Here is a 22,176-nt window from a genome sequence, read left to right as displayed (position 1 = left end):
TCAAAAATTTCTAAATTTGCAACTATGCAAAAAATCCTTATCGTAGAAGACGAAAAAGCAATATCGGGAGTTCTTCACAGTATTCTCTCAGATGAACTTACTGATTATGAATTTGTAATCGCTGAAGATGGCCTTGAAGGCTATAAACAGGTAGAGAAAGAAGACTTTGCATTGGTAATTTCTGACATCAAAATGCCCAAACTTTCGGGAACTGAGCTTTTAAAGCAAAGTTTAGCACTAAAACCTGAAACTACTTTTATTATGATTTCAGGGCACGCAGATATTGATTCTGCAGTTTCCTGTTTAAAGGAAGGTGCTTATGATTTTATTTCGAAGCCTATAGACATCAACAGACTGATTACAAGCGTTAAAAATGCTTTAACAAAAGAGTCTCTGAAGAAAGAAAATAAAAACCTTCAAACCGAAAATAAAACGCTTAAGAAAAAAGTAAGCAAAAAATATCAAATGATCGGTCAGTCTGCAGAATTGCAGAAGATTCAGGATATGATTGATAAAGTTGCTGTTTCTGATGCCAGAGTTTTAATTACAGGTCCCAACGGCGCCGGAAAAGAGCTTGTAGCGCATGCTATTCACAATCAAAGTGAGAGAGCAAAAGGCCCGATGATTGAAGTAAACTGTGCTGCCATTCCTTCTGAACTTATAGAGTCTGAGCTTTTTGGTCACGTAAAAGGATCTTTTACAGGGGCTATCAAGGATAAACAAGGAAAATTTGAACAGGCTAACGGAGGTACTATTTTCCTGGATGAAATTGGTGATATGAGCCTTATTGCTCAGGCAAAAGTGTTGAGAGCACTACAGGAAAGTAAAGTTTCTCCTGTAGGAAGCGACAAAGAAATAAAAGTTGATGTAAGAGTATTGGCAGCAACCAATAAAAATATGCAGAAGGAAATAGAAGCAGGAAGATTCAGAGAAGACCTTTACCACAGACTTTCTGTGATCGAAATTTATGTACCGCCATTGGATGAAAGAAAAGAAGACATCAAATTACTGGTTGAACATTTCTCAGGAATGATCGCCGATGAGCACGGTACCGCAACAAAAAAATTCGATGATAAAGCGATTGAAGCCCTAAAAGCGCTTTCATGGACAGGAAACATCAGAGAATTAAGAAATGTTGTAGAAAGGTTAATTATTTTAGGTGGAAGCACTGTGTCTGCCGAAGACGTTGCAAGTTTTGTAAGGAAATAATGTAGATTATTACTTAATATAAATTATAAAAATTGCAGTATCATTTGTTACTGCAATTTTTTTTTGAACTCAAACTACAAACTATATGAATTTTAAATTATGAGCTTTTTAAATAAAAAATATACGAAAGAAACTTTAGCACTTGCCTTACCGGTCATGTTGACCCAGGTAGGACAGGTCTCGGTCAATTTATTTGACAACATCATTGTAGGAAAACTATTGGGAGCAGATGCATTAGCTTCCGTATCTTTAGGAAATGCGGTTTTTTTCTCCATGTTTGTTCTGGCATTGGGGTTTTCATTTGCAATTCCTCCATTGGTTTCCGAAGCCCATTCACAGCATGATCATAAGACTATCAATTCGGTTTTCAGCCATGGCTTTGTTATTAATATGTCTGTGGGGATTATTTTAATGGGAATTTTGTTTTTGGGAATGCCACTACTCTATCATTCTGGGCAACCTGCTAAAATTATTCCTGATACAGTAGATTTCTTAACGATTATGGCGATCAGTATTGTTCCGTTTATGGCGTTTCAGACGTTAAGAGAGGTCTCTGAAGGTTTATCCTATACCATCGGAGTAACAAAGGCTACTATTATTGCCAATGTCATTAATATTGTTCTTAATTACGTTTTTATCAAAGGGCTTTGGATATTTCCGGAGATGGGAGTAAAAGGATCTGCACTGGCAAGTTTAATTGCCCGTATTTTTATGGTGGTATTTCTTTATATTGTCTTGTTGAAAGAACCTAAAACAAAGCAGTATATTAAAGCCTTTTCTTTAAAAGTTGAAGTTTTTTCAAAGAAAATGTTTGATAAAATGGTGAGATTGGGGCTTCCTACTGCACTTCAGATGTTTTTTGAAGTTACTGCTTTTGCAGGAGCAGCCTTTATATGCGGATTGATTTCGGCACATGATATTGCTTCTCATCAGATTGCTTTGAGCATGGCTTCATTTACTTTTAACTTATGTGTAGGGTTTAGTGTTGCCTCCACGGTAATGATCGGGAGAAAGCTGGGTGAACAGAACTATGTAGAGCTAAGAAAAGTCGGGATCAACAACCTGAAAATAGCTTTTATTTTCATGTGTATTTGTGGAATTGTCTTTATCTTAGGCAGAAATATTCTTCCTACTTTTTTTACTAAAAAGGAAGAAATTGAAGTGATTACTCTCGCTTCGAAACTTATGATTATTGCAGCATTATTTCAATTGTCAGATGGAATTCAGGTAACTGCATTAGGAACACTGAGAGGGTTACAGGATGTAAAAATACCTTCTATATACACATTTATTGCATATTGGCTGATTACAATTCCTTTAGGGTATTTTCTTTGTGTGACCTTAAAAATGGGAGCATTCGGAATGTGGATCGCTTTAGGATTAGGACTTACTATTTCAGCATTGTTTCTCGTAAAACGATTCCTGAATATGTCTGCAAAAAAAATAAAATTAAATCCATAAAATAATAAACGGTCCTTTTAAGGATCGTTTTTTTTATAATTCTATTCCTTATTGAGTGAAATGAATAAGAGATATTGTATTTTTGCTTCCTGTAAAATAAAAACATTATATAATTCAATGAAGAAAATTCTTTTTCTACTGGGTATTTGCACAGTGTCTTTCTATCAATCACAAACCAATAGGTTTATCTATGAACTGCAACTCAGGAATGATAATACACAGGAATATAGAAAGGCATTAATGAATCTCGATATCAGTGCTAAATCTGTTAAATTTTATGATAAAAATTTTGCCGACTACGATTCTATCAATAAGAGTTCTCAAATGGGAAATTCCCATCACAGTACAAAAACAGATCAGGTAGTGGAAAGGCAGCCTAATTCTTTTAAAAACAACTGGTACAGAGATTTTTTTGAATATTTTGTCGTGAAAACCAATGATGAGATGAAATGGAAGCTTTTATCAGATACCCAAACATACAATGGTTATACTTTACAAAAAGCCACCACTGATTTTGGAGGCAGACAATGGACAGCCTGGTTTTCTAAAGAAATCGATATTCAAGAAGGTCCTTATAAATTCAGAGGGCTTCCCGGATTAATTTTCATTGTTGAAGATGATAAAAAGGATTTCATCTATAAACTTGTTAAGAATATAAAACTTCAGGAAACCTATATAACAAAAGATTTTGTTGAAACCCATTACGGAAAAGCCCCATTGCCTATTTCTATTGAAAAATTCAACAAATATATTGAAGACACCTATGCTGATCCTATAAGAATGTTCTCAGACGGAGTGAAAAATGGAGGGTCTACCTTTGGAAAAGAAACGGTAGAATCTTTAGATGAGCTGAATAAAAAGAAAATAATGCTGCAGAAAGGAATTAAAAGCCGATATATTTATATTGAAAAAGATAAAGAACCTAAGTTCAATTAATGAAAGAACTCGCTATTCAGCGAGTTTTTATTTTATCCAATTCTCTTTCCTAAAATCACCAAAGTTCTTTCTACTCCATCCAATACAGCTACATTAGGAAGTGTTCCCCAATCTTCAAAGCCAAAATGTCGGAATAATTTTAAACTCGGCTCATTATGCAGGAAAATAAAGCCTAACAAAGTTTTAACTCCCAATTTTCCGGCATTATCAATACAATGTTGAAGAACTTTCTTACCAAAGCCTTTTCCTCTGCTGCTTTCATCCATATAAATGCTTATTTCCACAGTTCCGTTGTAAGCAGGTCTTCCATAAAATGAAGAAAAGCTTACCCAGCCCACCACATTATTGTTATCATCTTCAATCATCCATAGAGGCCTTTTTTCAGGAGTATGTTCATAAAACCACTTATAACGGCTTTCTACAGAAATCTCTTCCGTATCTGCAGTCACCATTCTGGATGCAATCGTTGAATTATAGATTTCTACGATTCTTGGTAAATCTTCAATGGCTGCATTTCTGAACGTTAATTCTTCCATTCTACGATCTTTTTTTGCAAAGATACGCGAAGATTTGAGTTCTATTGCAGCCAATTATTCATCGCGTTCTTTCTCCTTTAATTCTTTAAAAGCCCTGTTTAAACTTCTTACAGTAATTCCCAGATAAGCCGCCATATCCTCTTTTGAAATTTTCATTTCTTTGGACTTTACTTCGAGAAGTTGGGACAGAGTATGTTCTGTAGTATGCAACTGCTGGTAAGAAGCTCTGCTTGATGTATTGAAGATGCGGTCTGCAAAAACATCAAGTAATAAATTATTCAGCGTCAGATCATTTTTAATTAAAGACTGGAAATATGGGATTGTCATGGAGTAAACAGTAACTTCTGTAATGGCTTCAATACTGCAAAGACAGGGAACATTTTTTATGACTTCTATTTCACCAATAATTTCTCCTTTCCCCAAAAATTCTACAATGTATTCTTTATCGTTTTCTTCAACAAAAAAACATTTCGTAATTCCACTTTTGATAAGCATTATTTTAGTGGAAACTTCATTTTGTGTTAAGATCTTTTCTCCTTTTTCAAAAGATTTCAACACAATCTTGTCTTTATGATCCTGATTTTCATAAAGCTTTTCTAAATAATCTAAAAAGGGTTGGTTGGTACGTAACATATTTTACCGGGACAAATGTCCTTTTCTGTTTTGTTTTTTATACTGATTTTTGTGAGCGAAAATTACAAAAACTAAAGTAAACTAAATATGAATAATAATATAACTGTTATTGCTTTTGATGCAGATGATACTCTTTGGATCAATGAGCCCTATTTTCAGGAGGCTGAAAAGGAATTTTGCATCTTATTGGAAGACTATCTTCCACAACATTCCGTTTCCCAGGAATTATTCAAAACGGAAATAAATAATCTTCATTTATACGGATATGGGGTAAAAGGATTTATGCTGTGCATGATTGAAACGGTAAGCAAAGTTTCCAATGGTACAGCTCCTTTATCACTGATTAATAAAACGATTGAGATCGGTCACGAATTGCTTCAAAAACCCGTTGAACTTTTAGATGGAGTTACTGAAACTTTAGAACATTTAAAAGAAAAATACAGATTAGTTGTTGCCACAAAAGGTGATTTACTGGATCAGGAACGCAAGTTAAAGAAATCAGGATTGCAGGAATATTTTCATCATATTGAAATTATGAGCGATAAAAAAGAAAGTGATTATCAAAAACTTTTAAAGCATCTCGATTGTAAACCTGAAAACTTTTTAATGCTCGGGAATTCTATTAAATCTGATATTTTGCCCGTCTTAGAAATTGGCGGATCTGCCGCTCATATTCCATATCATGTAACCTGGGTGCATGAACAGCATGATCTTAATATAGAATATTCCAATTTTATGGAACTGGAAAAGCTTAATGATATTTTGGATTATTTATAGAAGATTTATTATAGATTTATTTTGAACAAAATTCCATATACTGTTTTATCATTTCTGAATTATATTTTTCATCAAAGTAAATCAACTTTTGAAAATAGGGAATTTTTCTATCTGTGTAAAAGCTGTATTCTGCTACTATTTCCACTAAATGCTTTGGAGATGACTTATCATTGAGAATAGCATATTCGAATTGCACTAATAAAGAATCAATCTCTTTTTCCTTCCACACGGGTTGCTGTTTTTCGTATATTTCATCAATTACTTTTCCACCGGATTTAATTATGCTATCTTGATGTTTTTCTCGCCATTTCATGTTATCAATATCCATTTTTTCTCTAAATGCATATTTGTATAATTCATCTGCCAAGAATGAATCACTCCCTATACAACCTTCGAGAATAGATACAGAATCATTGTTTTTTAAATAATAATCAAACAAATTATCTAGAGATTTAAGTTTTCTTCTAAAAATACTTTTCGAAGCATAGGTTTTTACAACAGGATTTCCATTGTACGCCATATATTCCAATTCCTTATCTGTTGCAATATCACTAATATCTAAAAAACATCTGTAAACCGGACTTTCTCCAAAAAAATCTCCGACTTGTTGTGATTCGACTTTATCACTTTCTGATAATCTTTGATACAGTTTATTTACTTTGGGTGAAAGTTGTCCAAAATGGAATATGGGGATACATATTAAAAAAGAAAGTATTTTCATTTAATGGTTATAGTTTTAGAACAAAAATAAAAAACTCGTTCAAAAAGAACGAGTTTTTTATTATGATTTATTATTTCTTCAGACATTTTTCCAAGAATTGATCCTGTTCCCAAAGCAAATGTAAAATATTTTCTTTGGCAGCATATCCGTGAGCTTCTTTTGGAAGGAGAACCATCTTTACAGGAGCTCCCAAATTTTTCAGTGCCTGGAAATATCTTTCCGTTTGCAAAGTAAAAGTTCCGGGATTGTTATCTGCATCCCCATGAACCAACAATAATGGCGTTTTCATTTTATCGGCATTCATAAATGGAGACATGGCATTGTATATTTCAGGAATATCCCAGTAATTTCTCTGCTCGCTTTGGAATCCAAATGGAGTGAGTGTTCTGTTATAGGCTCCACTTCTTGCGATTCCGCAGGCATAATCTTTAGAATGGGTCAAAAGATTGGCTGTCATAAATGCACCATAAGAATGACCACCTACTGCCACTTTATTTCGGTCAATATATCCTAGTTTATCTACTGCGTCTATTGCGGCCCTTCCATTCGCTACCAATTGAGGAATAAAGGTGTCATTCGGCTCTGTTTTACCTTCTCCGATAATCGGAAAAGCGGCATCATCCAACACGGCATATCCTTTTGTGGTCCAATACACAAACGAACCGTAATATGGAAAAGTAAAGTCATTTGGGTTTTGCGTGCTTTGTCCTGCTGTGTTTTTGTCTTTATACTCTGTAGGATATGCCCAAATCAATAAAGGAAGTTTTTCTTTCTTAGCTTTTCTGTCATAATTTGCTGGCAAATAAAGCGTTCCTGAAAGGGTCACACCGTCATTTCTCTTATAGGTAATCACCTCTTTATATACATCCTTTATACTTTCAAAAGGATTGGCAAAGCTGGTTACCGATTCTGTTTTGTTAGATTTGATATTTCGTTTAAAATAATTCGGATATTGGCTTGCTGATTGTTGTATCGTAAGAATTTCACCTTTGAAAGGATTTAAGATATCAACTATTTCTTCTTTTTCATTCTTCAGATTGGAAGTATATAATCTTTTTTTCTTCAAAGTTTTAATGTCCATTTCATCAATGAAAGGATGCTGTCCGTCTTTTGTAAATCCAGCTCCGATTAAATAGGCCTTACCTCCTTTTAAGTCCAGAACTGTTCTTCCAAATTGATTTTTAGTGGTGTTAAAATTCCCCGGATCACTGTAAACATCCTGATAATTTCGGTCATCAATCACTTTAGATTCATTGGTATTGAGATCTACTAAGAACGATTTTGTATTTCTGGTATCATACCACGATTCATGAACAATCGCATAATGATCATTGGTCCAGCTTATATCTTCATATCGTTGTTTTGTTTTGAAGAAAGACTTAGGAGCAGAAGTAAACGGAGCCTCCCAAGTGAAAATTTCATCTCTGTATTCCGCAGTTTTTGATTGATCTCCTCCATCTAAAGCTTCTGTATATACCAAAGTTGCAGGCATATCGCTTCTCCATCCCATATCTCTTTTTCCTGTTCTTACTGAAGAAAATCCTTTCGGCATAATTTCGTTCAACGGAGTTTCATTAACTATTTTCACCACATTTCCATTGCTATCATAAACCGTTGTAGTCATTGGAAACCTGCTTAAAGGAACGATATAAGAGAATGGTTTTTTAATAGTCGTTGTCATTAAGTAGTTCCCGTCCGGTGAAAAGCTCAATCCGGCATACATATCTTTTTCTTTTATTTTATTCAGGTTTCCATTAAGGTCAACTTTGTAAATATCTGAAGAAGTGAGAATTTCAAAATTCTTTTCATCCTGAGGGTTTTTCAGAAGGTCCTGATAGGTTCTGTTCTGAGAAACTTTTCCATCTGAAGTGGAAACAATGGGACCGGTCGGCAGATCTTTACTGGAGTCAATTAAAGTTCCCCTATTCTGTGACAATGTTTTGATCAGTAGATTCTGAGAATCTTTATGCCAAACATATGGTGAACCCAAATTAGCATTCAGGTTATCTGCAGTGACTTTTTTGGCAGTAGCAGTTTCCAGGTCGACAATCCAAAGCTCTACTCCTTTACCGGTTGTATTGGTGAAAGCAAATTTCTTTTCATCCGGCGAGAAAGAGGTATAGGCAATCTTCGCATTCGAAGGAAGGTTCTTTACCTGGATTTCATTCTTCTCAGCCGTTTTTCTTACTTTAAGGTTATTCAGATAGGTAATACTGCTTGAAATATTGGTAACAGGATTAATTCTCAGTCCTCCCAGTTTCATCTCCTGCTGGCTTAAATCTTCAAGGGTTTTATACGTCGGACGGTAGGTAAAAACAATCCAGTCTTTTTTGCTGTTCATTAAAACACTTGGTGGTCTTTCATAATCAGCCAGTTTTAAAATTTCCGGTGAAGGTTTTTGATAGGTAATATTTTCCTGCGCATTATAAAAATTAAGAAACGCAAGAAGACAGATTGTTAGTTTTATCTTCATTATAATTTCATTTTTTACGAATTTAACGAAATTAATGACATAAAAAAAGCAGGAAATATTTCCTGCTTCTTGTTATTTTTATACTAAAGATTACCAATCTGAAGACCTTTTTCTTTTTTCGATCATATAATCTACGGAGATTTTACCGGCTCCAAAAGAAATAATCAATAAATAGACAGAAAGATATAATAAGCTTAATTCTCTTTTTTCAAATAAATCTGCTCCGTGTACAACAAAAGCTGCAATGGCCATTGTAAAAATTAAAAATCCGGTAGCAAATCTTGTAAAAAGTCCTAAAATTATAAGAATGGAACAAACAAACTCTGCAAATACGGTTAAAATTAACGAAATTTTAGGTCCAAGTCCTATGAAGTCAAAAAACTTTATTTCGCCACCTTCCAACAATTGCTGAAGTTTTGGGAAACCATGAGATAGCATTGCAAAACCAATAAATATTCTTACAACTAATAAAACTAAGTCTACATAGATAGGAGTAGTTTTCGAGTTTGAGTAGCTCATTCAATATTAATTTAATTTAAAGATAATAAAAATCTTCTAATATAACGATGAATATTGAATTTTTAGTCTATCTGTATCCGAAGTTTTTAAGATCCCTGTCGTTTTTTCGCCAATCCTTTTTCACTTTTACAAAAAGATTCAGGTGGATTTTTTTGGCAAAGAACTTTTCAAGATCCAGTCTGGCTTCCGTTCCCACTTTTTTTATAGCTTCCCCTTTATGACCGATGATAATCCCTTTCTGAGTATCCCTTTCCACATATATAATCGAATCAATGAAAATAATGCCTTCTTTTTCCTTGAACATTTCTGTGACCACTTCTACAGAGTATGGAATCTCTTTTTCATAATTCAAAAGAATTTTCTCTCTGATGGCTTCGTTTACAAAGAAACGCTCCGGTTTGTCTGTGTACATATCTTTATCATAATACGCAGGGTTTTCCGGCAGCATTGATTTTAATTTCGGAAGAATAACATCTGTATTAAAGGCATTCAATGCAGAAATAGGTAAGATTTCGGCTTTAGGAATTCTTTCATGCCATTCTGAAACCAGTTTTTCCAATCCTTCCTGATTGGTCTGGTCTACTTTATTTAATAATAATAAAACAGGAACGGGAATTTTATTCAGCTTATCAATTAAGAATTCTGAAGGTTCTGCTTTATCGGTTACATCGACAATAAAAAGAAAAACGTCGGCATCCTGTAAAGAATCTTTCACAAAATCCATCATTTTTTCCTGTAAGCCATATTTAGGATCCAGAACTCCGGGAGTATCTGAAAATACGATCTGAAGGTCTTCTTCGTTATAAATTCCAAAAATTCTGTGACGTGTTGTCTGAGCCTTTTGGGTAACAATTGCCAGCTTCTCTCCCATCAACTGGTTGAGCAGTGTAGATTTTCCGGCATTGGGCTTTCCAACTATATTTACAAATCCTGCTTTGTGCATAAAAATTATATTACGGACTGCAAAGTTACTAAAACAAAACCGTCTTTCCCGATTAATAGAAAACTTCTCTGTAAAAACTGTTAAATACTTATTCTATTTCACCGAATCTTTATGAATGAGCTTGGCTTTGAAGGTGACTCTTTCACTATTTTTTTTATAACAGGTGATTTCATCATCAATCAGTTTTATGATTGTTTTTGCCATATCTTTTAATGGTTGTTTAACGTAAGTAAGCTCAATCGGGAAAAGCTCATAGGCTTCTGCTTCATCAAAGGTAATCATCGAAAGATCTTCAGGCACTTTAATGTGATGTTTAATAAAATAGCTCATTCCAGCAATTCCAAGCTTATTACTTGTAAAGTAAACGGCTGTTCGCTTAGAAAGATCGAGCTGTTTTTCAAGAGCATTATGTATTTCCTCTTTTCTGTTTTCCATTCCTACCAACACCTTTTTGTAGCTGATTCCGCTTTCCGGAAAATGTTTTTCAAAGCCGTATTGTCTGTCCAGAAGATGGGGAACCTCAGTATTATATCCTACATAAAGGATTTCTTCAAAATTTTTAGCTTTCAGAAAATCAAAAACCTGCTCAGAGACTTCAAAATTATTCACCAGAACACCCGGCAAGTGAATATCCTTAAGATAACGGTCAATGGTAACCACAGGATATTCATCTTTAATGAGCTTTTTCAGAGTATCATTAGAATCTATAATTGGAGCTACAATCATTCCGTCAACCTGGTGCTCAGCAAAAAGTTCGGTTAATTGTTTGAATTTTTCAGGGTTTTCATCGGAACTTCCGATAAGAAGAGTATATCCCAGTTTTATGGCTTCATCTTCAATACAACGAGCCATTGTAGAATAAAATCCATTTGAAATATCGGCTAAAATTAGTCCTATCAGTTTGCTTCGGCTCATTTTTAAGCTTTTAGCAATTTTATTAGGAACATAATTGATAGAATCTGCAATTTCTAAGATTTTTTCTTTAGTTTGTTGGCTTATTCTACTACCTTCTTTTTTATTAAGGACATAAGAAACTGTTGCAACAGAAACACCTGCGATTCTAGCGATATCTTTTATGGAAGCTCTTTTCATTATATAGTTTAAGGAAAAACAAAAATATTCTATTAAATTATTAATAAACAACAGGTATTTTCTTTGAGTATTTAATAAATAATTGTACTTTCGCAAATTTTAAAAACCTCTCCTTCCGCACAATTAAATACTTAATAAACACCTATTTACAAATATAATAAAAAATCATTATTTTGATAATAAGCTAGAAAGCGACATCCGTATTTTTAAAATGTCTAATTTACCTTAAACGTTTATCTTCAATTATTGTAAATATTTTTTTTAATTCTTTTTAAAAACTAATATTTTTGATGATATTGAAGTCCTTATTATGAATATTGATGAAATCATAAACCGCATCTATCCTCTTCCCGATTCTTCCCGGGAAAACTTAAAAAAACATATTACAGAAGTTTCCCATTCAAAAGGAACCTGCTTAATGGAAGCGCAAAAAATCGTTCCTTATATTTATTTTGTTAAAAAGGGAATTGTACGCGCCTATGCATCTACTGAAGATAATAATGATATTACTTTTTGGTTTGGAAGTGAAGGAGAAACTGTTATTTCGATGAAAAGCTACGTGGAAGATAAGCCGGGATATGAAAATATAGAATCATTGGAGGATTGCGATTTATATAAGCTGGAAACCATTCATTTAAAAGAGCTGTTTAACCAGGATATTCATATTGCCAACTGGGGAAGAAAATTTGCAGAAAAAGAATTAGTAAAAACTGAGGAGTTAATTATTTCCAGACAATTTAAAACGGCATTAGAACGCTATAAAGATCTTATGAGGTACAAATCCCATCTTTTAAAACGTGTTCAACTTGGTTATATTGCTTCTTATCTCGGAATCACCCAGGTCAGTCTGAGCCGGATCCGGGCTGAAATCAAATAGGATTTTTAATAAAATGTAGCTTAAATTTATTTTGTTTTTTAACAAATGTAAAATGTAAACTCTGATAAAATTCTGAACTTTGCAGCAGAAAACAATGAAAAATGAATTGGATTATCTTAATTATCGCAGGATTATTTGAAGTTGCATTTGCCTCATGTTTAGGTAAAGTAAAAGAAACAACGGGCACTCCCATGTATGTTTGGTTTACCGGATTTCTGATCACGATGACCATCAGTATGGTGTTGTTGATCAAAGCTACACAAACCTTACCGATAGGAACCGCATACGCTGTATGGACCGGAATTGGAGCTGTAGGAACCGCATTAATGGGGATTTTCTTTTTTAAAGACCCGGTAAGCTTCTGGAGGATTTTCTTTATTGTTACCTTAATCGGCTCTGTAATTGGACTGAAAGCGGTTTCTCATTAAATTGAAAGATGATTTTCCATAATTAAAGTAAAAATACGACCGTTTTCAGTCTATTAAAGCGGTTTTTATTGATCAGATGCATTTTTTATTTTAAATTTGGTAAAATTATTAGCCATGAAAAAAACTTTATTCCTTTTATTTTGCAGTATATTTTTATCTGCTCAAAACTCGGAGCTTTTTACTAATGATTGGTATATTTCACAGATTGTAACCAATGGACAGACGGTAACGACTCCTTCCATGGCAAATGCCCTTTCTCCATCTACATTTATTCAAAATAACTCTAATTATTACTTTGCATCTAGATATTTTAATACCGCACAAACAAATATTACATTCTCCACTTCAGTAAATAACTTTACTAAAATCGGCGGAGGCTGTACATTAGCCGATTATTGGGGAGTAAATATGACAGCTGTTCAGGAATATGACCAAAAAAATTGCGATTTTTATATAAGTTATGCTCTACCAGGAACAATTTATACTTATCAGATTTTAACTAACGGAACATCAAAAACTCTTATTGTCACAAACCCTTCAGGAACTCAGGTATTTTATAACAACTCCTTATTTTTAGGAATAAAAGAAAATACTCTTAAGAAAACATTTACCATCTATCCCAATCCTGTGGACGATTTTTTAATCATTGAAAATTTAGAAAAAAATTTAAAGGTTAAAATTTATGATATGTCTGGAAAGCTTCTGTTTGAGACGTTATCTCCTGATAAAGCCTTAAAGGTAAATACAACCGATTTTCAAAAGGGACATTATATTTTAAGTGTGGAGAATTCCAAACCTGAATTGTTTATCAAGAAATAGATTTTCAGCTTCAGTCAATAAAAAACGGCTTCAAATTTTGAAGCCGTTTTTTATTTTTTAGAAACTACAGGTAAGATTTCATTATGTCTTAACCCGTATTTTTTAATTTCTTCTTCTGAGAATTTCTGAGAGTAAAAATTAGGTTCTACATCAAAACCAGCTTTTTGCAAGCGATCAAAATAGTCCATCCCGTACCAACGAACATGATCATATTGTCCGAAATGTTTCTGACGTTCTCTAGGATCTTTTATGGAGAAATCTTCATAGGTTTTTTCTAAAGAATTCTTCATCGGAACCTGTAAAATTCCCCATCCTCCCGGTCTTAAAACCCGGTATAATTCACTCATCGCTTTTGCATCATCTTCAATATGTTCCAGAACATGGTTACAAAAAATAATATCAAAGCTTTCATCAGCAAAAGGAAGGTCTAAAATGTCTGCCTTTACATCTACAATCGGAGAAAATAAATCTGCAGAAATATAATCCAGATTAGTCATTCTCTTGAACTTTCTTAAAAATTCCTGTTCAGGAGCAATATGCAAAACTTTGTAGTTCTTAGTAAAGAAATCTGTTTCGTTCTGAAGATACAGCCACATCTGACGGTGTCTTTCTAAACTTAAAGTTCCCGGAGACAATGCATTTTCACGCTGTTTTCCATATCCGTAAGGAAGAAACTTACGGTAGGATTTGCCATCAATAGGATCATAAAAATTGTTTCCTTTAAAAAACTGATAAATAAGCGGACGTGCCCAAATACTCATTTTTATAAGTAAGGGACGCGGAATTTTATTTAATAAAAGCTTCGTTACTTTTTTCATTAAAAATCCAATTGGAATGGCTTTTCTTCATCACTTACAATACCTAAAGCATCATAAATATACTGGAACGTGGAAAGCAATACAGGTTTTCCGTTGATGACCGCCACATCATGCTCAAAATGAGCAGAAGGCTGATTATCCAACGTTGTTACTGTCCAGCCATCATTATGGAATTTTACTTTTTCTGTTCCAAGATTGATCATGGGCTCAATAGCAATGGTTAAGCCATCTTTGATTACTTTTCCGCTTCCCTGTCTTCCATAGTTCGGAACCTGTGGATCTTCATGCATTTTTCTTCCTACACCATGGCCAACAAGTTCTCTTACCACGCCGTATCCTTCTTTTTCACAATGAGCCTGAATCGCATGAGAAATATCCCCGATTCTTTTTCCTCTTATGCATTGCTCAATTCCTTTATAAAGGGATTCTTTAGCTACTTTAAGTAATTTTTTCGTTTCAGGTTTTACTTCACCGATCTCGAAAGTATAAGCGTGATCTCCTACGAAACCATTTAAAATAGCTCCACAGTCAACAGAAAGTACATCTCCTTCCTTAATTTCTTCTTTGCTAGGAAAACCATGAACAACCTGCTCATTTGGTGAAATACATAATGAATAAGGGAAACCTCCATACCCTAAGAATGCAGGTTCTGCACCGTGATCTTTAATAAAATCGTGCGCTAATTTATCTAAATACAAAGTGGTAATTCCCGGTTTGATTTCTTTGGCCAACATTCCTAATGTTCTTGAAACCAACTGAGCACTCTGCTTCATAAGACGTAGTTCGTCTATTGTTTTTAATTGAATCATTTTTATTTTAGCTGTTAGAGATTAGAAGTCAGAAGTTCGTTTTGTTCTAAACTTCCAATTCTAAAATTATATTCGGATCAAATCATATTAGGCTAAACATTAAAAACTGATTTCTAATATATAGCTTCTAACTTTTATAATTCTACCAGAATAATCCTTTTTTCTTTTCCTTTTTTAGTTTTGAATAAGCCAAAACCTCTTTGCCTTCTACACGGAACTCTATTCTTTCCTGAATGATGTTATAGATCTCTCCCCATCCCGGAAAACCACCTATATTTCTGTCATCGATGAACCAATCTGCATCTAGTTTTCTGGATTGTGTTTCCTGATCAAAAACCTCTCCTTCAAAACTGGAATTAACGGCGTAAAATTCGATTCCGTTTTTTCTGCAAAATTCTACAGCCTCGTCCAAAGTCTTTCCGTGTCTGTAGGTCCACAAAATAAGTCTGTACCCTTCAGCCTGAAGTTTTTTTAACGTTTCAAAAGCAAAAATTTTCGGTTTTCCAATCGCCGGATACGCATCATCTACAATCGTTCCGTCAAAATCAACCGCAATTTTTTTATTATTCATCATTTCGATTATGATTTAGATTTGCAAAGATAAGAAATAAAAAGAGTGCTAAAAAATACTTAGCACTCCTAACTTTATAATTAAATGAATATGGAACTAACTTTTCACCCAATTGAACTGGAATTGTAAGTCAGGTGTTGAAATTCTGTCTGTAATTTTCTGAAGTCTTGCAGGAAGTTTCATTAAGTATTCCTGGGCTTTTTCTGCTTTTTCATTAAGACCTTTTACATGTTCAATCTTCCATTCATCCAACAAATCTTTTAATATATTGATATAATCCTGTCCTGTGTACACCATGCATCTTTGGGCAGCATCTGAGAAATGTCCCCAAAGCTCTCCTGCTTTCTGACCAGACTGTCTCATCATGTGAGCAGGCATAACGATTTTTTTACGCATCATATCTTCAAATGCCAAAATCATTTCAGAAGGATCAATCTCCAAAATTTTTGCAACGAAATGCTTATAAGCTTTTGCGTGTCTTGCTTCATCGGCTGCAATTACTCCACACATTTTAGCTAATTTTCCGTTCCCGGACTGTTTTGCCAATGTACCTACCCTTCTGTGAGAAATATTGGTTGCTGTTTCCTGAAAACTGGTATATACAAAATTTCTATACGGATCCATGCTTGTTCCTAAATCGAAGCCGTCATTAATAAGATATTGAGTGGTAATTTCTACTTCTCTCATATTCACTCTTCCGCACAAATACAGGTATTTTCCCAAAAGATCTCCATGTCTGTTCTCTTCAGCAGTCCATGCTCTTACCCAATTTGCCCATCCGATTTCTTTTTCTTCCTGATCAATTCCGTCTACTCCCATTAACCAAGATTCGTATGAAGGTAAAGCTTCTTCAGTGATACAGTCTCCAATTAATGTTACGAACAGATCGTAAGGCATTTCACGGGCAAACGTCTGGATTTCTTCTAAATCGTGTTTAAAATCTTCACTTGAAGGATCCGGAAGATAGTCTGAGGGTTGCCATATTTTTTCAATCGGCGTTAAAAATTTATCAAGAAAAGAACTTACTTCTTTTCCCAAAATTCCCATGACTTCTTTCCTTACAAGCGTTTGATACATTATATGAATTTAAATTTAATTTACAAAGATATGATATTATTTATTATTTAAGACATAATATTATGTTAACTCTTTCTGATATTAATCATAAAAAATGCCATTATTAAAGCAATAACGGCATTTTTTTGATAATATTATTATTCTTAGCTTACTAAAATATCTCCCGTCATAGTTTCCGGAGCATCTATTCCCATTACTTTTAAAATAGTCGGGGCCACATCTCCTAATTTTCCGGGTTTCAGATTCCAGGTATGGTCTTTATCCATTATGATAAATGGAACAAGGTTAGTAGAATGCTGTGTATTTGGAGTTCCATCCGGGTTAATCATTACATCAGAGTTCCCGTGGTCAGCCAAAATAAAAACGGCATAACCATTTTCATAAGCCGCTGTAGCTACTTTTTCGATACAAGAATCTACAACTTCCGCTGCTTTTACTGCTGCCGAAAAAACTCCGGTATGACCTACCATATCTGTGTTTGCAAAATTTAAGCATACAAAATCGGCAGTTCCGTTTTCCAGTTCAGGAACGATAGCATTGGTAATATCATAAGCAGACATTTCCGGTTTTAGATCATAAGTAGGAACATCTTTCGGACTCGGACAAAGTAATCTTCTTTCTCCTACAAACTCTTCTTCACGCCCTCCTGAGAAAAAGAAGGTAACGTGAGGATATTTTTCAGTTTCAGCGATTCTGATCTGTGTTTTATGATTTCTTTCCAAAACTTCTCCCATAGTGTCATGTAAAACCTCTTCATCGAAAACAACGTGTACATTCTGGAAAGTCTTATCGTAATTCGTTAATGTAATATAATAAAGATTAAGTTTTCTCATGAAATATTCCGGGAAATCCTTTTGAGAAAGCACTTCTGTAATTTCACGACCTCTGTCTGTACGGAAATTGAAACAGATTACCACATCATTATCAATAATTTTAGCAACCGGAACTACATTTCCTGTTTCCGTTGTATTGACCAGAATAATAGGTTTAATAAACTCATCCGTTACATTATTATCATACGATTTCTGAATCGAAGCCAAAGCATCTGTAGATTGTTCTCCAACTCCTTCTACCAATGCATCATAAGCCAGTTTTACACGCTCCCATCTTTTATCTCTGTCCATGGCGTAATATCTTCCGACAACGGTTGCAAGTTTTCCTGTAGTAGACTCCATATGATGCTGAAGTTCTTCAATAAAACCTTTTCCGGAATGCGGATCACAGTCACGTCCGTCTGTAAAAGCATGCACAAAAACATTTTCATTCAATCCGGATTCATGAGCTGCTGTTAAAAGACCTTTAAGGTGATTGATATGTGAATGTACTCCTCCATTGGAAACTAATCCGATAAAGTGTACTTTTTTATTCTCTTTTTTAGCATATTCAAAGGCATCCTGAATAACTTTTTCCTGTCCCAGAGTTCCATTTTCAACCGCCATGTTCAGTTTTACCAGGTTTTGATAAACGACTCTTCCTGCTCCCAGATTCATGTGACCCACTTCAGAGTTCCCCATTTGCCCCGCCGGCAAACCTACCGCTAAACCACTCGCTTCAAGCGTTGTATGAGGGTAATTTTTAAGACAGTTATCTATAAATGGTGTGTTTGCTTTATCAATTGCTGAAACGTCAGGATTCATTCCCAATCCCCATCCGTCAAGGATTGCCAATATTGCTTTTTTCGACATTATGTAAACTTTTGTAGTACAAATTTATTTATTTTGAAATGAATGGAAGCATTGACTGCCTTAAATTTTATTTAAAAAGATAATCTTTCTTTTGTCTTGCGACAAAAGAACAAAAATTCAAGATTTGAAAATTCCACTTACAAATTGAAAGACAATTCTCAAAAATCATTAATTTTGTTTCATGGATTTAAGAGATCAATTAAAGAACCTTTTTCCTGATCATGATGAGCAGGATTTTGAGATGCCTGAAGAGCAGTTCAAGCAGAAAGAACCCTTGGTGTGCAAGTTTGAGAAAAAAGGCAGAAACGGTAAGCCTGTAACGATTGTTGAAGGTTGGGAAGGAAGTGAGGAAGAGCTTAAGAAAATCTCAAAAAAGATAAAAACCACTCTTGGAATAGGTGGTTCTGAAAAGGACGGAACGATTATTATTCAAGGAGATAATCGTGATAAAATAATGAATATTCTTAAGGAAATGGGATATAAAACTAAAAGAGTCGGCGGGTAAATTTTAGAAATAAATTTGGGTTTCCGGCATCATGGCTTTTAGTTTTTCAATGGTTGATTTCTCCATTGGATTGCCCGTTAAGATTAGCGTTTTAAGATTTTTCAGGTGAGAAAACTCAGCAGGAAGATCTTTTAAATCGTTATTGGCCAGATTCATACTGACCACTTTTTTCAAACCCTTTACTTTAGGTGAAATTTCTTTGATCTTATTCTGACTTACATTTAAAAATTCCAGATTTTTTGATTGAAACAAGTCTTCAGGAAGTTTTGATATGGAGTTTTGCTGTAATTCCAGATATTTTAACTGTTGCGGAAATTCTAAGTTTCCTAAGTCTTTGATTTGATTTGTGGCTAAGTTTAATGATTTTAAATTTTTAATTTCATCCAGATCTTGAGCAATAAAACTGATTTGATTTCCCTGCAAATTAATTTCTTCAAGACTCGGAATTTTTAGTAACGCTTCAGGAAATACGTTCAGGTTATTGGCATCCAGATGAATCACTTTTAATTTCTGAAGTTTCGCCAGATTTGGATTAATGTTTGTCAGTTCATTTAAATTGATCGAAAAGCTCTCCAATTTCTGAAGTCCTGCAATTTCATCAGGAATGAATTTAATACTATTTTCGTTCAGATTTAGAATCATTAATTCTTTTAATGCAAAAATTGACTCATCCATTTTCTCGAACTTATTTTCCATTAAATTCAGAAAGAAAATTGACTGTAACTGCTGAATTTCGGGCGGAAGGTTAAACATTGCTTTCCCTCTGAAGCTCATACTGTAAATAGTTTGGTCACTTTTTAAGGCATCTTCCAAGTTGGTATAAGTCGGATATTTTACAGGATCAATCTGTGCTTTTGCTTGTGAAAGAACAAATATAAAAACAGAAAAAAAGATTTTTTTCATAGATAAAAAAGCCACCGGTAATTCATGTACCGGCAGCTCAGATTATTAAGATTATTTTTTCAATAGTTTTAGTGTTTTCTGGAATCCTCCATCCGCTTCAATATTTAAAATCAAAACTCTTGAAGATTCAAGCTGCTTCGTAAAGTCTAAATTTAAAGCATTGTTTGTTCCTGAGAATTTCTGAGTGAACACAATTTTACCATCCATACTGTAAGCTGTTACCGCCATGTTTTTCAATCCTTTTGGAGAATTGATCTTCACCATTCCTGAGGTCGGGTTTGGAGCAACGGTTACTTCAGTTTCTGTATGTATTTCACTGGTTCCTAAAGATCCGGCAGTTCCTAAATTATTTTTAAGAGCGACTACGATTGTTGCGGATTTTCCAATATAATTGATGGTGTTTCCTGTAGCATCAATATCTGTAGAGATCGTAGAATCCGGGTGCTGAATAGAGAAGAATCCGAATTTATGATCCGGTGTAAAGGTAAGACCGGTTGGTTCTGAACCTGCAGGCATAGACGCGAATAATCTTACTTTTGGATTGGCCTGAGTATGATCCGGAGCAATTACCCAGATGTAATTTTTCCCACCATCCTGAAGTACCCAAAGGTTTCCAAGCTCATCAAATGTAAGGTTGTCGTTTCCGTCTCCCCATGCTTCCGTTTTTGTTCCCTGTGCCGTTGTAAATGAATAATTTGTTGTAAGACCTCCTACAAAAGTTTCAACATTTGAAGCTGTAGTTCCATTATCCTGTAATCTGTACACTTTATTCAATCCTTTTGCCGTAAAGTATATTTTGCCGTCAATCGGACTAATATCAACATCTTCGATTCCGTTGAAAGAAGTTCCTCCTAAAGATTGTGCTAAAGCCGTTGTATTATTCTGGTCTGCTTTTGTTTTATTAGGAACCTGAACCCATGTCGCTGTAGTTACAACAGGATCTCCATTACTTAATCCCTGATCTAGTTTTAAAACAAATAAATTTCCTGATGAAAGATTGTTTGGCGTATCCATTACATATTTATATACCATGTGAGTACCTCCGTCTTCCCCGTAATAAGCTGTTGTTCCTGCACTATTGATCACCACGTTTTCGTGATTCATGATTCCCATCTGCCAAAGTTTACCTTTAGAACCGTCAGCATTTTGAGACACTACCTGAGCGGTTGCAGGATCAATTTCTACCAACCATCCGTAATCTTTCATTCCATCTCCGTTTACATCACTTGAAGTGGTTTGCTCTTCAGCTGTAACGACTGTTCCCCAAGGTGTAATACCTCCTGAACAGTTTCTGATCGTCTGAACGAGACTTGAAGCAGAAAAACTTACGGCTCTGGATCTTGTTAGCTGCCAAAGCTTGGTAGAAGTATTATAATTAAGTTCAGCCATAGTCACCCCTCCCGGATTTGTTTCGTGATTTACAGAAAGATATCCGTCTGTAGAGCTTCCGTTTTTCGGAACATAAGCCGTAAAGTCATTTTGTCCTCCTACTAATCCTCCTCCTTCTGTATAGTTATCACCTTCTTTTAAAATCAGCTGATAGTTATGTTCTACCGGAATAATCAATTTGTTGGTCTGAGTTGTAGGAACAATAGAAGTAAAGCAACTGATATGATTCGCATTGCATGGTACCGGAGTTGTTGATACAACAGTTTTCAGGTAAGCATCTATTCTTAAATCAGAACTCGTTGCGCCTCTGTTATGCAATTCAATAGAGATTCTGTTGTTTCCGTTTACAAATTTAGATTTTGGGATAGAAAATACATTGTATACACTTTCTGCTGCTCCGTCAATGGTTGTACTGGATAAAGTACTGAATGCAATTGTTCCGGTCGGCATATTATCTCTTACGACTTCCTGGCCATTCAGATAGACAACGATTCCGTCATCTCTCATCACTCCCAGTTCCATTGTATCGGAAAGATCACTCAGATTTACTGTAAAATCTTTAGCAAAATAAGCTGTAATAAGACTGTTATTAATTGTTGTAGTTACCGGATCCCCATATCCAAGAGGTCCATTCCCCTGTGACCAGGTAGAAATATCAAAATTGGTATCTTTCCACTGATCTGCCAATGCTGTATTAGCATCATTGTACTTCCAAGCGGAATTTTTGTTAAAGACAAAAGTCTGTGCATGAAACACAGTACCCGTCATCAATGCAAGAACTGCAACTGTTAGTAATTTTCTTTTCATTTTTAAATTTCGATTTTTTAGACACTGCAAAGCTATTTTATTGCTTCGAAGCCCTTATTAATAAGACTTTAAATCAGCATCACCTAATATTAATTAATCGAAAACCTAATGTTAATCAAATTAACGGAGTGTTAATTAAATCTAAACGTTGTGAATTTTAAAATAAAACAATCTGCATTTAGAATTAA

The 22,176-nt window shown here is 34.5% G+C and carries 22 protein-coding genes; 8 read left to right on the top strand and 14 right to left on the bottom strand.

The window, feature by feature from the left end; translation table 11 throughout:
* The first annotated feature begins 24 nt into the window (after window positions 1-24).
* The 3 genes from MKS83_RS02370 to MKS83_RS02360 all read left to right on the top strand — a co-directional run bounded on the left by MKS83_RS02370 (window position 25) and on the right by MKS83_RS02360 (window position 3,606).
* Window positions 25-1,209 (top strand): sigma-54-dependent transcriptional regulator, encoded by a 1,185-nt coding sequence (locus MKS83_RS02370; protein ID WP_100375542.1) that lies wholly within the window; start codon window positions 25-27, stop codon window positions 1,207-1,209.
* Between the two features lie 99 nt (window positions 1,210-1,308).
* Window positions 1,309-2,670, top strand: coding sequence for an MATE family efflux transporter (locus MKS83_RS02365; protein ID WP_240581812.1), 1,362 nt, complete (start codon window positions 1,309-1,311; stop codon window positions 2,668-2,670).
* 117 nt (window positions 2,671-2,787) lie between these two features.
* Entirely contained in the window at window positions 2,788-3,606 is an 819-nt protein-coding gene (locus MKS83_RS02360) for a GLPGLI family protein (protein ID WP_240581811.1), read from the top strand.
* A 32-nt stretch (window positions 3,607-3,638) separates the two neighbouring features.
* Here MKS83_RS02360 and MKS83_RS02355 read toward each other — a convergent pair whose 3' ends face one another.
* Together MKS83_RS02355 and MKS83_RS02350 are read right to left on the bottom strand one after the other, a co-directional pair.
* On the bottom strand, window positions 3,639-4,142 hold the full coding sequence (locus MKS83_RS02355; protein ID WP_240581810.1) for a GNAT family N-acetyltransferase: 504 nt from the start codon (window positions 4,140-4,142) through the stop codon (window positions 3,639-3,641).
* Window positions 4,143-4,196: 54 nt separating this feature from the next.
* Window positions 4,197-4,775 (bottom strand): Crp/Fnr family transcriptional regulator, encoded by a 579-nt coding sequence (locus tag MKS83_RS02350; protein ID WP_100375538.1) that lies wholly within the window; start codon window positions 4,773-4,775, stop codon window positions 4,197-4,199.
* Between the two features lie 87 nt (window positions 4,776-4,862).
* Between MKS83_RS02350 and MKS83_RS02345 the strand changes: the two genes are divergently transcribed.
* Complete coding sequence (locus MKS83_RS02345) at window positions 4,863-5,552, top strand: HAD family hydrolase (RefSeq protein ID WP_240581809.1); 690 nt, start codon at window positions 4,863-4,865, stop codon at window positions 5,550-5,552.
* Window positions 5,553-5,568: 16 nt separating this feature from the next.
* Here MKS83_RS02345 and MKS83_RS02340 read toward each other — a convergent pair whose 3' ends face one another.
* The 5 genes from MKS83_RS02340 to MKS83_RS02320 form a co-directional block, all read right to left on the bottom strand.
* Complete coding sequence (locus tag MKS83_RS02340; RefSeq protein WP_240581808.1) at window positions 5,569-6,273, bottom strand: hypothetical protein; 705 nt, start codon at window positions 6,271-6,273, stop codon at window positions 5,569-5,571.
* A 70-nt stretch (window positions 6,274-6,343) separates the two neighbouring features.
* The gene (locus MKS83_RS02335; RefSeq protein ID WP_240581807.1) at window positions 6,344-8,746 is read right to left on the bottom strand and encodes an alpha/beta hydrolase family protein; all 2,403 of its coding nucleotides are present in this window, start codon (window positions 8,744-8,746) and stop codon (window positions 6,344-6,346) included.
* Window positions 8,747-8,836: 90 nt separating this feature from the next.
* Entirely contained in the window at window positions 8,837-9,265 is a 429-nt protein-coding gene (locus MKS83_RS02330) for a DoxX family protein (RefSeq protein WP_240581806.1), read from the bottom strand.
* Window positions 9,266-9,332: 67 nt separating this feature from the next.
* Entirely contained in the window at window positions 9,333-10,208 is an 876-nt protein-coding gene (era, locus tag MKS83_RS02325; RefSeq protein ID WP_100375535.1) for a GTPase Era, read from the bottom strand.
* Between the two features lie 93 nt (window positions 10,209-10,301).
* Entirely contained in the window at window positions 10,302-11,300 is a 999-nt protein-coding gene (locus tag MKS83_RS02320; RefSeq protein WP_100375534.1) for a LacI family DNA-binding transcriptional regulator, read from the bottom strand.
* A gap of 310 nt (window positions 11,301-11,610) precedes the next feature.
* Between MKS83_RS02320 and MKS83_RS02315 the strand changes: the two genes are divergently transcribed.
* The 3 genes from MKS83_RS02315 to MKS83_RS02305 all read left to right on the top strand — a co-directional run bounded on the left by MKS83_RS02315 (window position 11,611) and on the right by MKS83_RS02305 (window position 13,424).
* Window positions 11,611-12,177 (top strand): Crp/Fnr family transcriptional regulator, encoded by a 567-nt coding sequence (locus MKS83_RS02315; RefSeq protein WP_240581805.1) that lies wholly within the window; start codon window positions 11,611-11,613, stop codon window positions 12,175-12,177.
* Between the two features lie 101 nt (window positions 12,178-12,278).
* Window positions 12,279-12,605, top strand: a complete 327-nt coding sequence (locus MKS83_RS02310; RefSeq protein ID WP_240581804.1) for a DMT family transporter — start codon at window positions 12,279-12,281, stop codon at window positions 12,603-12,605.
* A 114-nt stretch (window positions 12,606-12,719) separates the two neighbouring features.
* The gene (locus tag MKS83_RS02305; protein WP_240581803.1) at window positions 12,720-13,424 is read left to right on the top strand and encodes a T9SS type A sorting domain-containing protein; all 705 of its coding nucleotides are present in this window, start codon (window positions 12,720-12,722) and stop codon (window positions 13,422-13,424) included.
* Between the two features lie 50 nt (window positions 13,425-13,474).
* On the opposite strand, the gene MKS83_RS02300 is transcribed toward MKS83_RS02305, so the two are convergent.
* From MKS83_RS02300 to gpmI, 5 genes are all read right to left on the bottom strand, one after another.
* A complete protein-coding gene (locus tag MKS83_RS02300) occupies window positions 13,475-14,242 on the bottom strand; it encodes a class I SAM-dependent methyltransferase (protein WP_240581802.1) in 768 nt (255 codons plus the stop codon).
* On the bottom strand, window positions 14,242-15,051 hold the full coding sequence (map, locus tag MKS83_RS02295; protein WP_240581801.1) for a type I methionyl aminopeptidase: 810 nt from the start codon (window positions 15,049-15,051) through the stop codon (window positions 14,242-14,244). Before map ends, MKS83_RS02300 begins: the two co-directional genes overlap by 1 nt.
* Before the next feature lie 142 nt (window positions 15,052-15,193).
* Window positions 15,194-15,625 carry a BT0820 family HAD-type phosphatase gene (locus MKS83_RS02290; RefSeq protein WP_100375528.1) on the bottom strand — a complete coding sequence of 144 codons (432 nt, stop codon included), beginning with the start codon at window positions 15,623-15,625 and terminating at the stop codon, window positions 15,194-15,196.
* A gap of 93 nt (window positions 15,626-15,718) precedes the next feature.
* Complete coding sequence (locus tag MKS83_RS02285; RefSeq protein WP_100375527.1) at window positions 15,719-16,699, bottom strand: acyl-ACP desaturase; 981 nt, start codon at window positions 16,697-16,699, stop codon at window positions 15,719-15,721.
* A gap of 143 nt (window positions 16,700-16,842) precedes the next feature.
* Window positions 16,843-18,384, bottom strand: coding sequence for a 2,3-bisphosphoglycerate-independent phosphoglycerate mutase (gene gpmI / locus MKS83_RS02280; RefSeq protein ID WP_240581800.1), 1,542 nt, complete (start codon window positions 18,382-18,384; stop codon window positions 16,843-16,845).
* Between the two features lie 181 nt (window positions 18,385-18,565).
* On the opposite strand from gpmI, the gene MKS83_RS02275 reads away from it, so the two are divergent.
* Window positions 18,566-18,889, top strand: a complete 324-nt coding sequence (locus tag MKS83_RS02275) for a translation initiation factor (protein ID WP_240581799.1) — start codon at window positions 18,566-18,568, stop codon at window positions 18,887-18,889.
* A 3-nt stretch (window positions 18,890-18,892) separates the two neighbouring features.
* Here MKS83_RS02275 and MKS83_RS02270 read toward each other — a convergent pair whose 3' ends face one another.
* Both MKS83_RS02270 and MKS83_RS02265 read right to left on the bottom strand, forming a co-directional pair.
* Window positions 18,893-19,792 carry a leucine-rich repeat domain-containing protein gene (locus MKS83_RS02270; RefSeq protein ID WP_240581798.1) on the bottom strand — a complete coding sequence of 300 codons (900 nt, stop codon included), beginning with the start codon at window positions 19,790-19,792 and terminating at the stop codon, window positions 18,893-18,895.
* Window positions 19,793-19,843: 51 nt separating this feature from the next.
* Window positions 19,844-21,988 carry an alkaline phosphatase PhoX gene (locus MKS83_RS02265; RefSeq protein WP_240581797.1) on the bottom strand — a complete coding sequence of 715 codons (2,145 nt, stop codon included), beginning with the start codon at window positions 21,986-21,988 and terminating at the stop codon, window positions 19,844-19,846.
* Between the last annotated feature and the right edge of the window lie 188 nt (window positions 21,989-22,176).

This window comes from Chryseobacterium sp. Y16C (assembly GCF_022488405.1).
In the GTDB taxonomy this organism is placed as follows: Bacteria; Bacteroidota; Bacteroidia; order Flavobacteriales; family Weeksellaceae; genus Chryseobacterium; species Chryseobacterium geocarposphaerae.
The sequence above is the reverse complement of the archived record's forward strand: the minus strand, read 5'-3'. Positions and strand labels throughout refer to the sequence as shown.

Coding starts and splice junctions, on each gene's coding strand:
- MKS83_RS02370 (WP_100375542.1), top strand. CDS start 25: ATGCAAAAAATCCTTATCGTAGAAGACGAAAAAGCAATATCGGGAGTT.
- MKS83_RS02365 (WP_240581812.1), top strand. CDS start 1,309: ATGAGCTTTTTAAATAAAAAATATACGAAAGAAACTTTAGCACTTGCC.
- MKS83_RS02360 (WP_240581811.1), top strand. CDS start 2,788: ATGAAGAAAATTCTTTTTCTACTGGGTATTTGCACAGTGTCTTTCTAT.
- MKS83_RS02355 (WP_240581810.1), bottom strand. CDS start 4,142: ATGGAAGAATTAACGTTCAGAAATGCAGCCATTGAAGATTTACCAAGA.
- MKS83_RS02350 (WP_100375538.1), bottom strand. CDS start 4,775: ATGTTACGTACCAACCAACCCTTTTTAGATTATTTAGAAAAGCTTTAT.
- MKS83_RS02345 (WP_240581809.1), top strand. CDS start 4,863: ATGAATAATAATATAACTGTTATTGCTTTTGATGCAGATGATACTCTT.
- MKS83_RS02340 (WP_240581808.1), bottom strand. CDS start 6,273: ATGAAAATACTTTCTTTTTTAATATGTATCCCCATATTCCATTTTGGA.
- MKS83_RS02335 (WP_240581807.1), bottom strand. CDS start 8,746: ATGAAGATAAAACTAACAATCTGTCTTCTTGCGTTTCTTAATTTTTAT.
- MKS83_RS02330 (WP_240581806.1), bottom strand. CDS start 9,265: ATGAGCTACTCAAACTCGAAAACTACTCCTATCTATGTAGACTTAGTT.
- era (WP_100375535.1), bottom strand. CDS start 10,208: ATGCACAAAGCAGGATTTGTAAATATAGTTGGAAAGCCCAATGCCGGA.
- MKS83_RS02320 (WP_100375534.1), bottom strand. CDS start 11,300: ATGAAAAGAGCTTCCATAAAAGATATCGCTAGAATCGCAGGTGTTTCT.
- MKS83_RS02315 (WP_240581805.1), top strand. CDS start 11,611: ATGAATATTGATGAAATCATAAACCGCATCTATCCTCTTCCCGATTCT.
- MKS83_RS02310 (WP_240581804.1), top strand. CDS start 12,279: ATGAATTGGATTATCTTAATTATCGCAGGATTATTTGAAGTTGCATTT.
- MKS83_RS02305 (WP_240581803.1), top strand. CDS start 12,720: ATGAAAAAAACTTTATTCCTTTTATTTTGCAGTATATTTTTATCTGCT.
- MKS83_RS02300 (WP_240581802.1), bottom strand. CDS start 14,242: ATGAAAAAAGTAACGAAGCTTTTATTAAATAAAATTCCGCGTCCCTTA.
- map (WP_240581801.1), bottom strand. CDS start 15,051: ATGATTCAATTAAAAACAATAGACGAACTACGTCTTATGAAGCAGAGT.
- MKS83_RS02290 (WP_100375528.1), bottom strand. CDS start 15,625: ATGATGAATAATAAAAAAATTGCGGTTGATTTTGACGGAACGATTGTA.
- MKS83_RS02285 (WP_100375527.1), bottom strand. CDS start 16,699: ATGTATCAAACGCTTGTAAGGAAAGAAGTCATGGGAATTTTGGGAAAA.
- gpmI (WP_240581800.1), bottom strand. CDS start 18,384: ATGTCGAAAAAAGCAATATTGGCAATCCTTGACGGATGGGGATTGGGA.
- MKS83_RS02275 (WP_240581799.1), top strand. CDS start 18,566: ATGGATTTAAGAGATCAATTAAAGAACCTTTTTCCTGATCATGATGAG.
- MKS83_RS02270 (WP_240581798.1), bottom strand. CDS start 19,792: ATGAAAAAAATCTTTTTTTCTGTTTTTATATTTGTTCTTTCACAAGCA.
- MKS83_RS02265 (WP_240581797.1), bottom strand. CDS start 21,988: ATGAAAAGAAAATTACTAACAGTTGCAGTTCTTGCATTGATGACGGGT.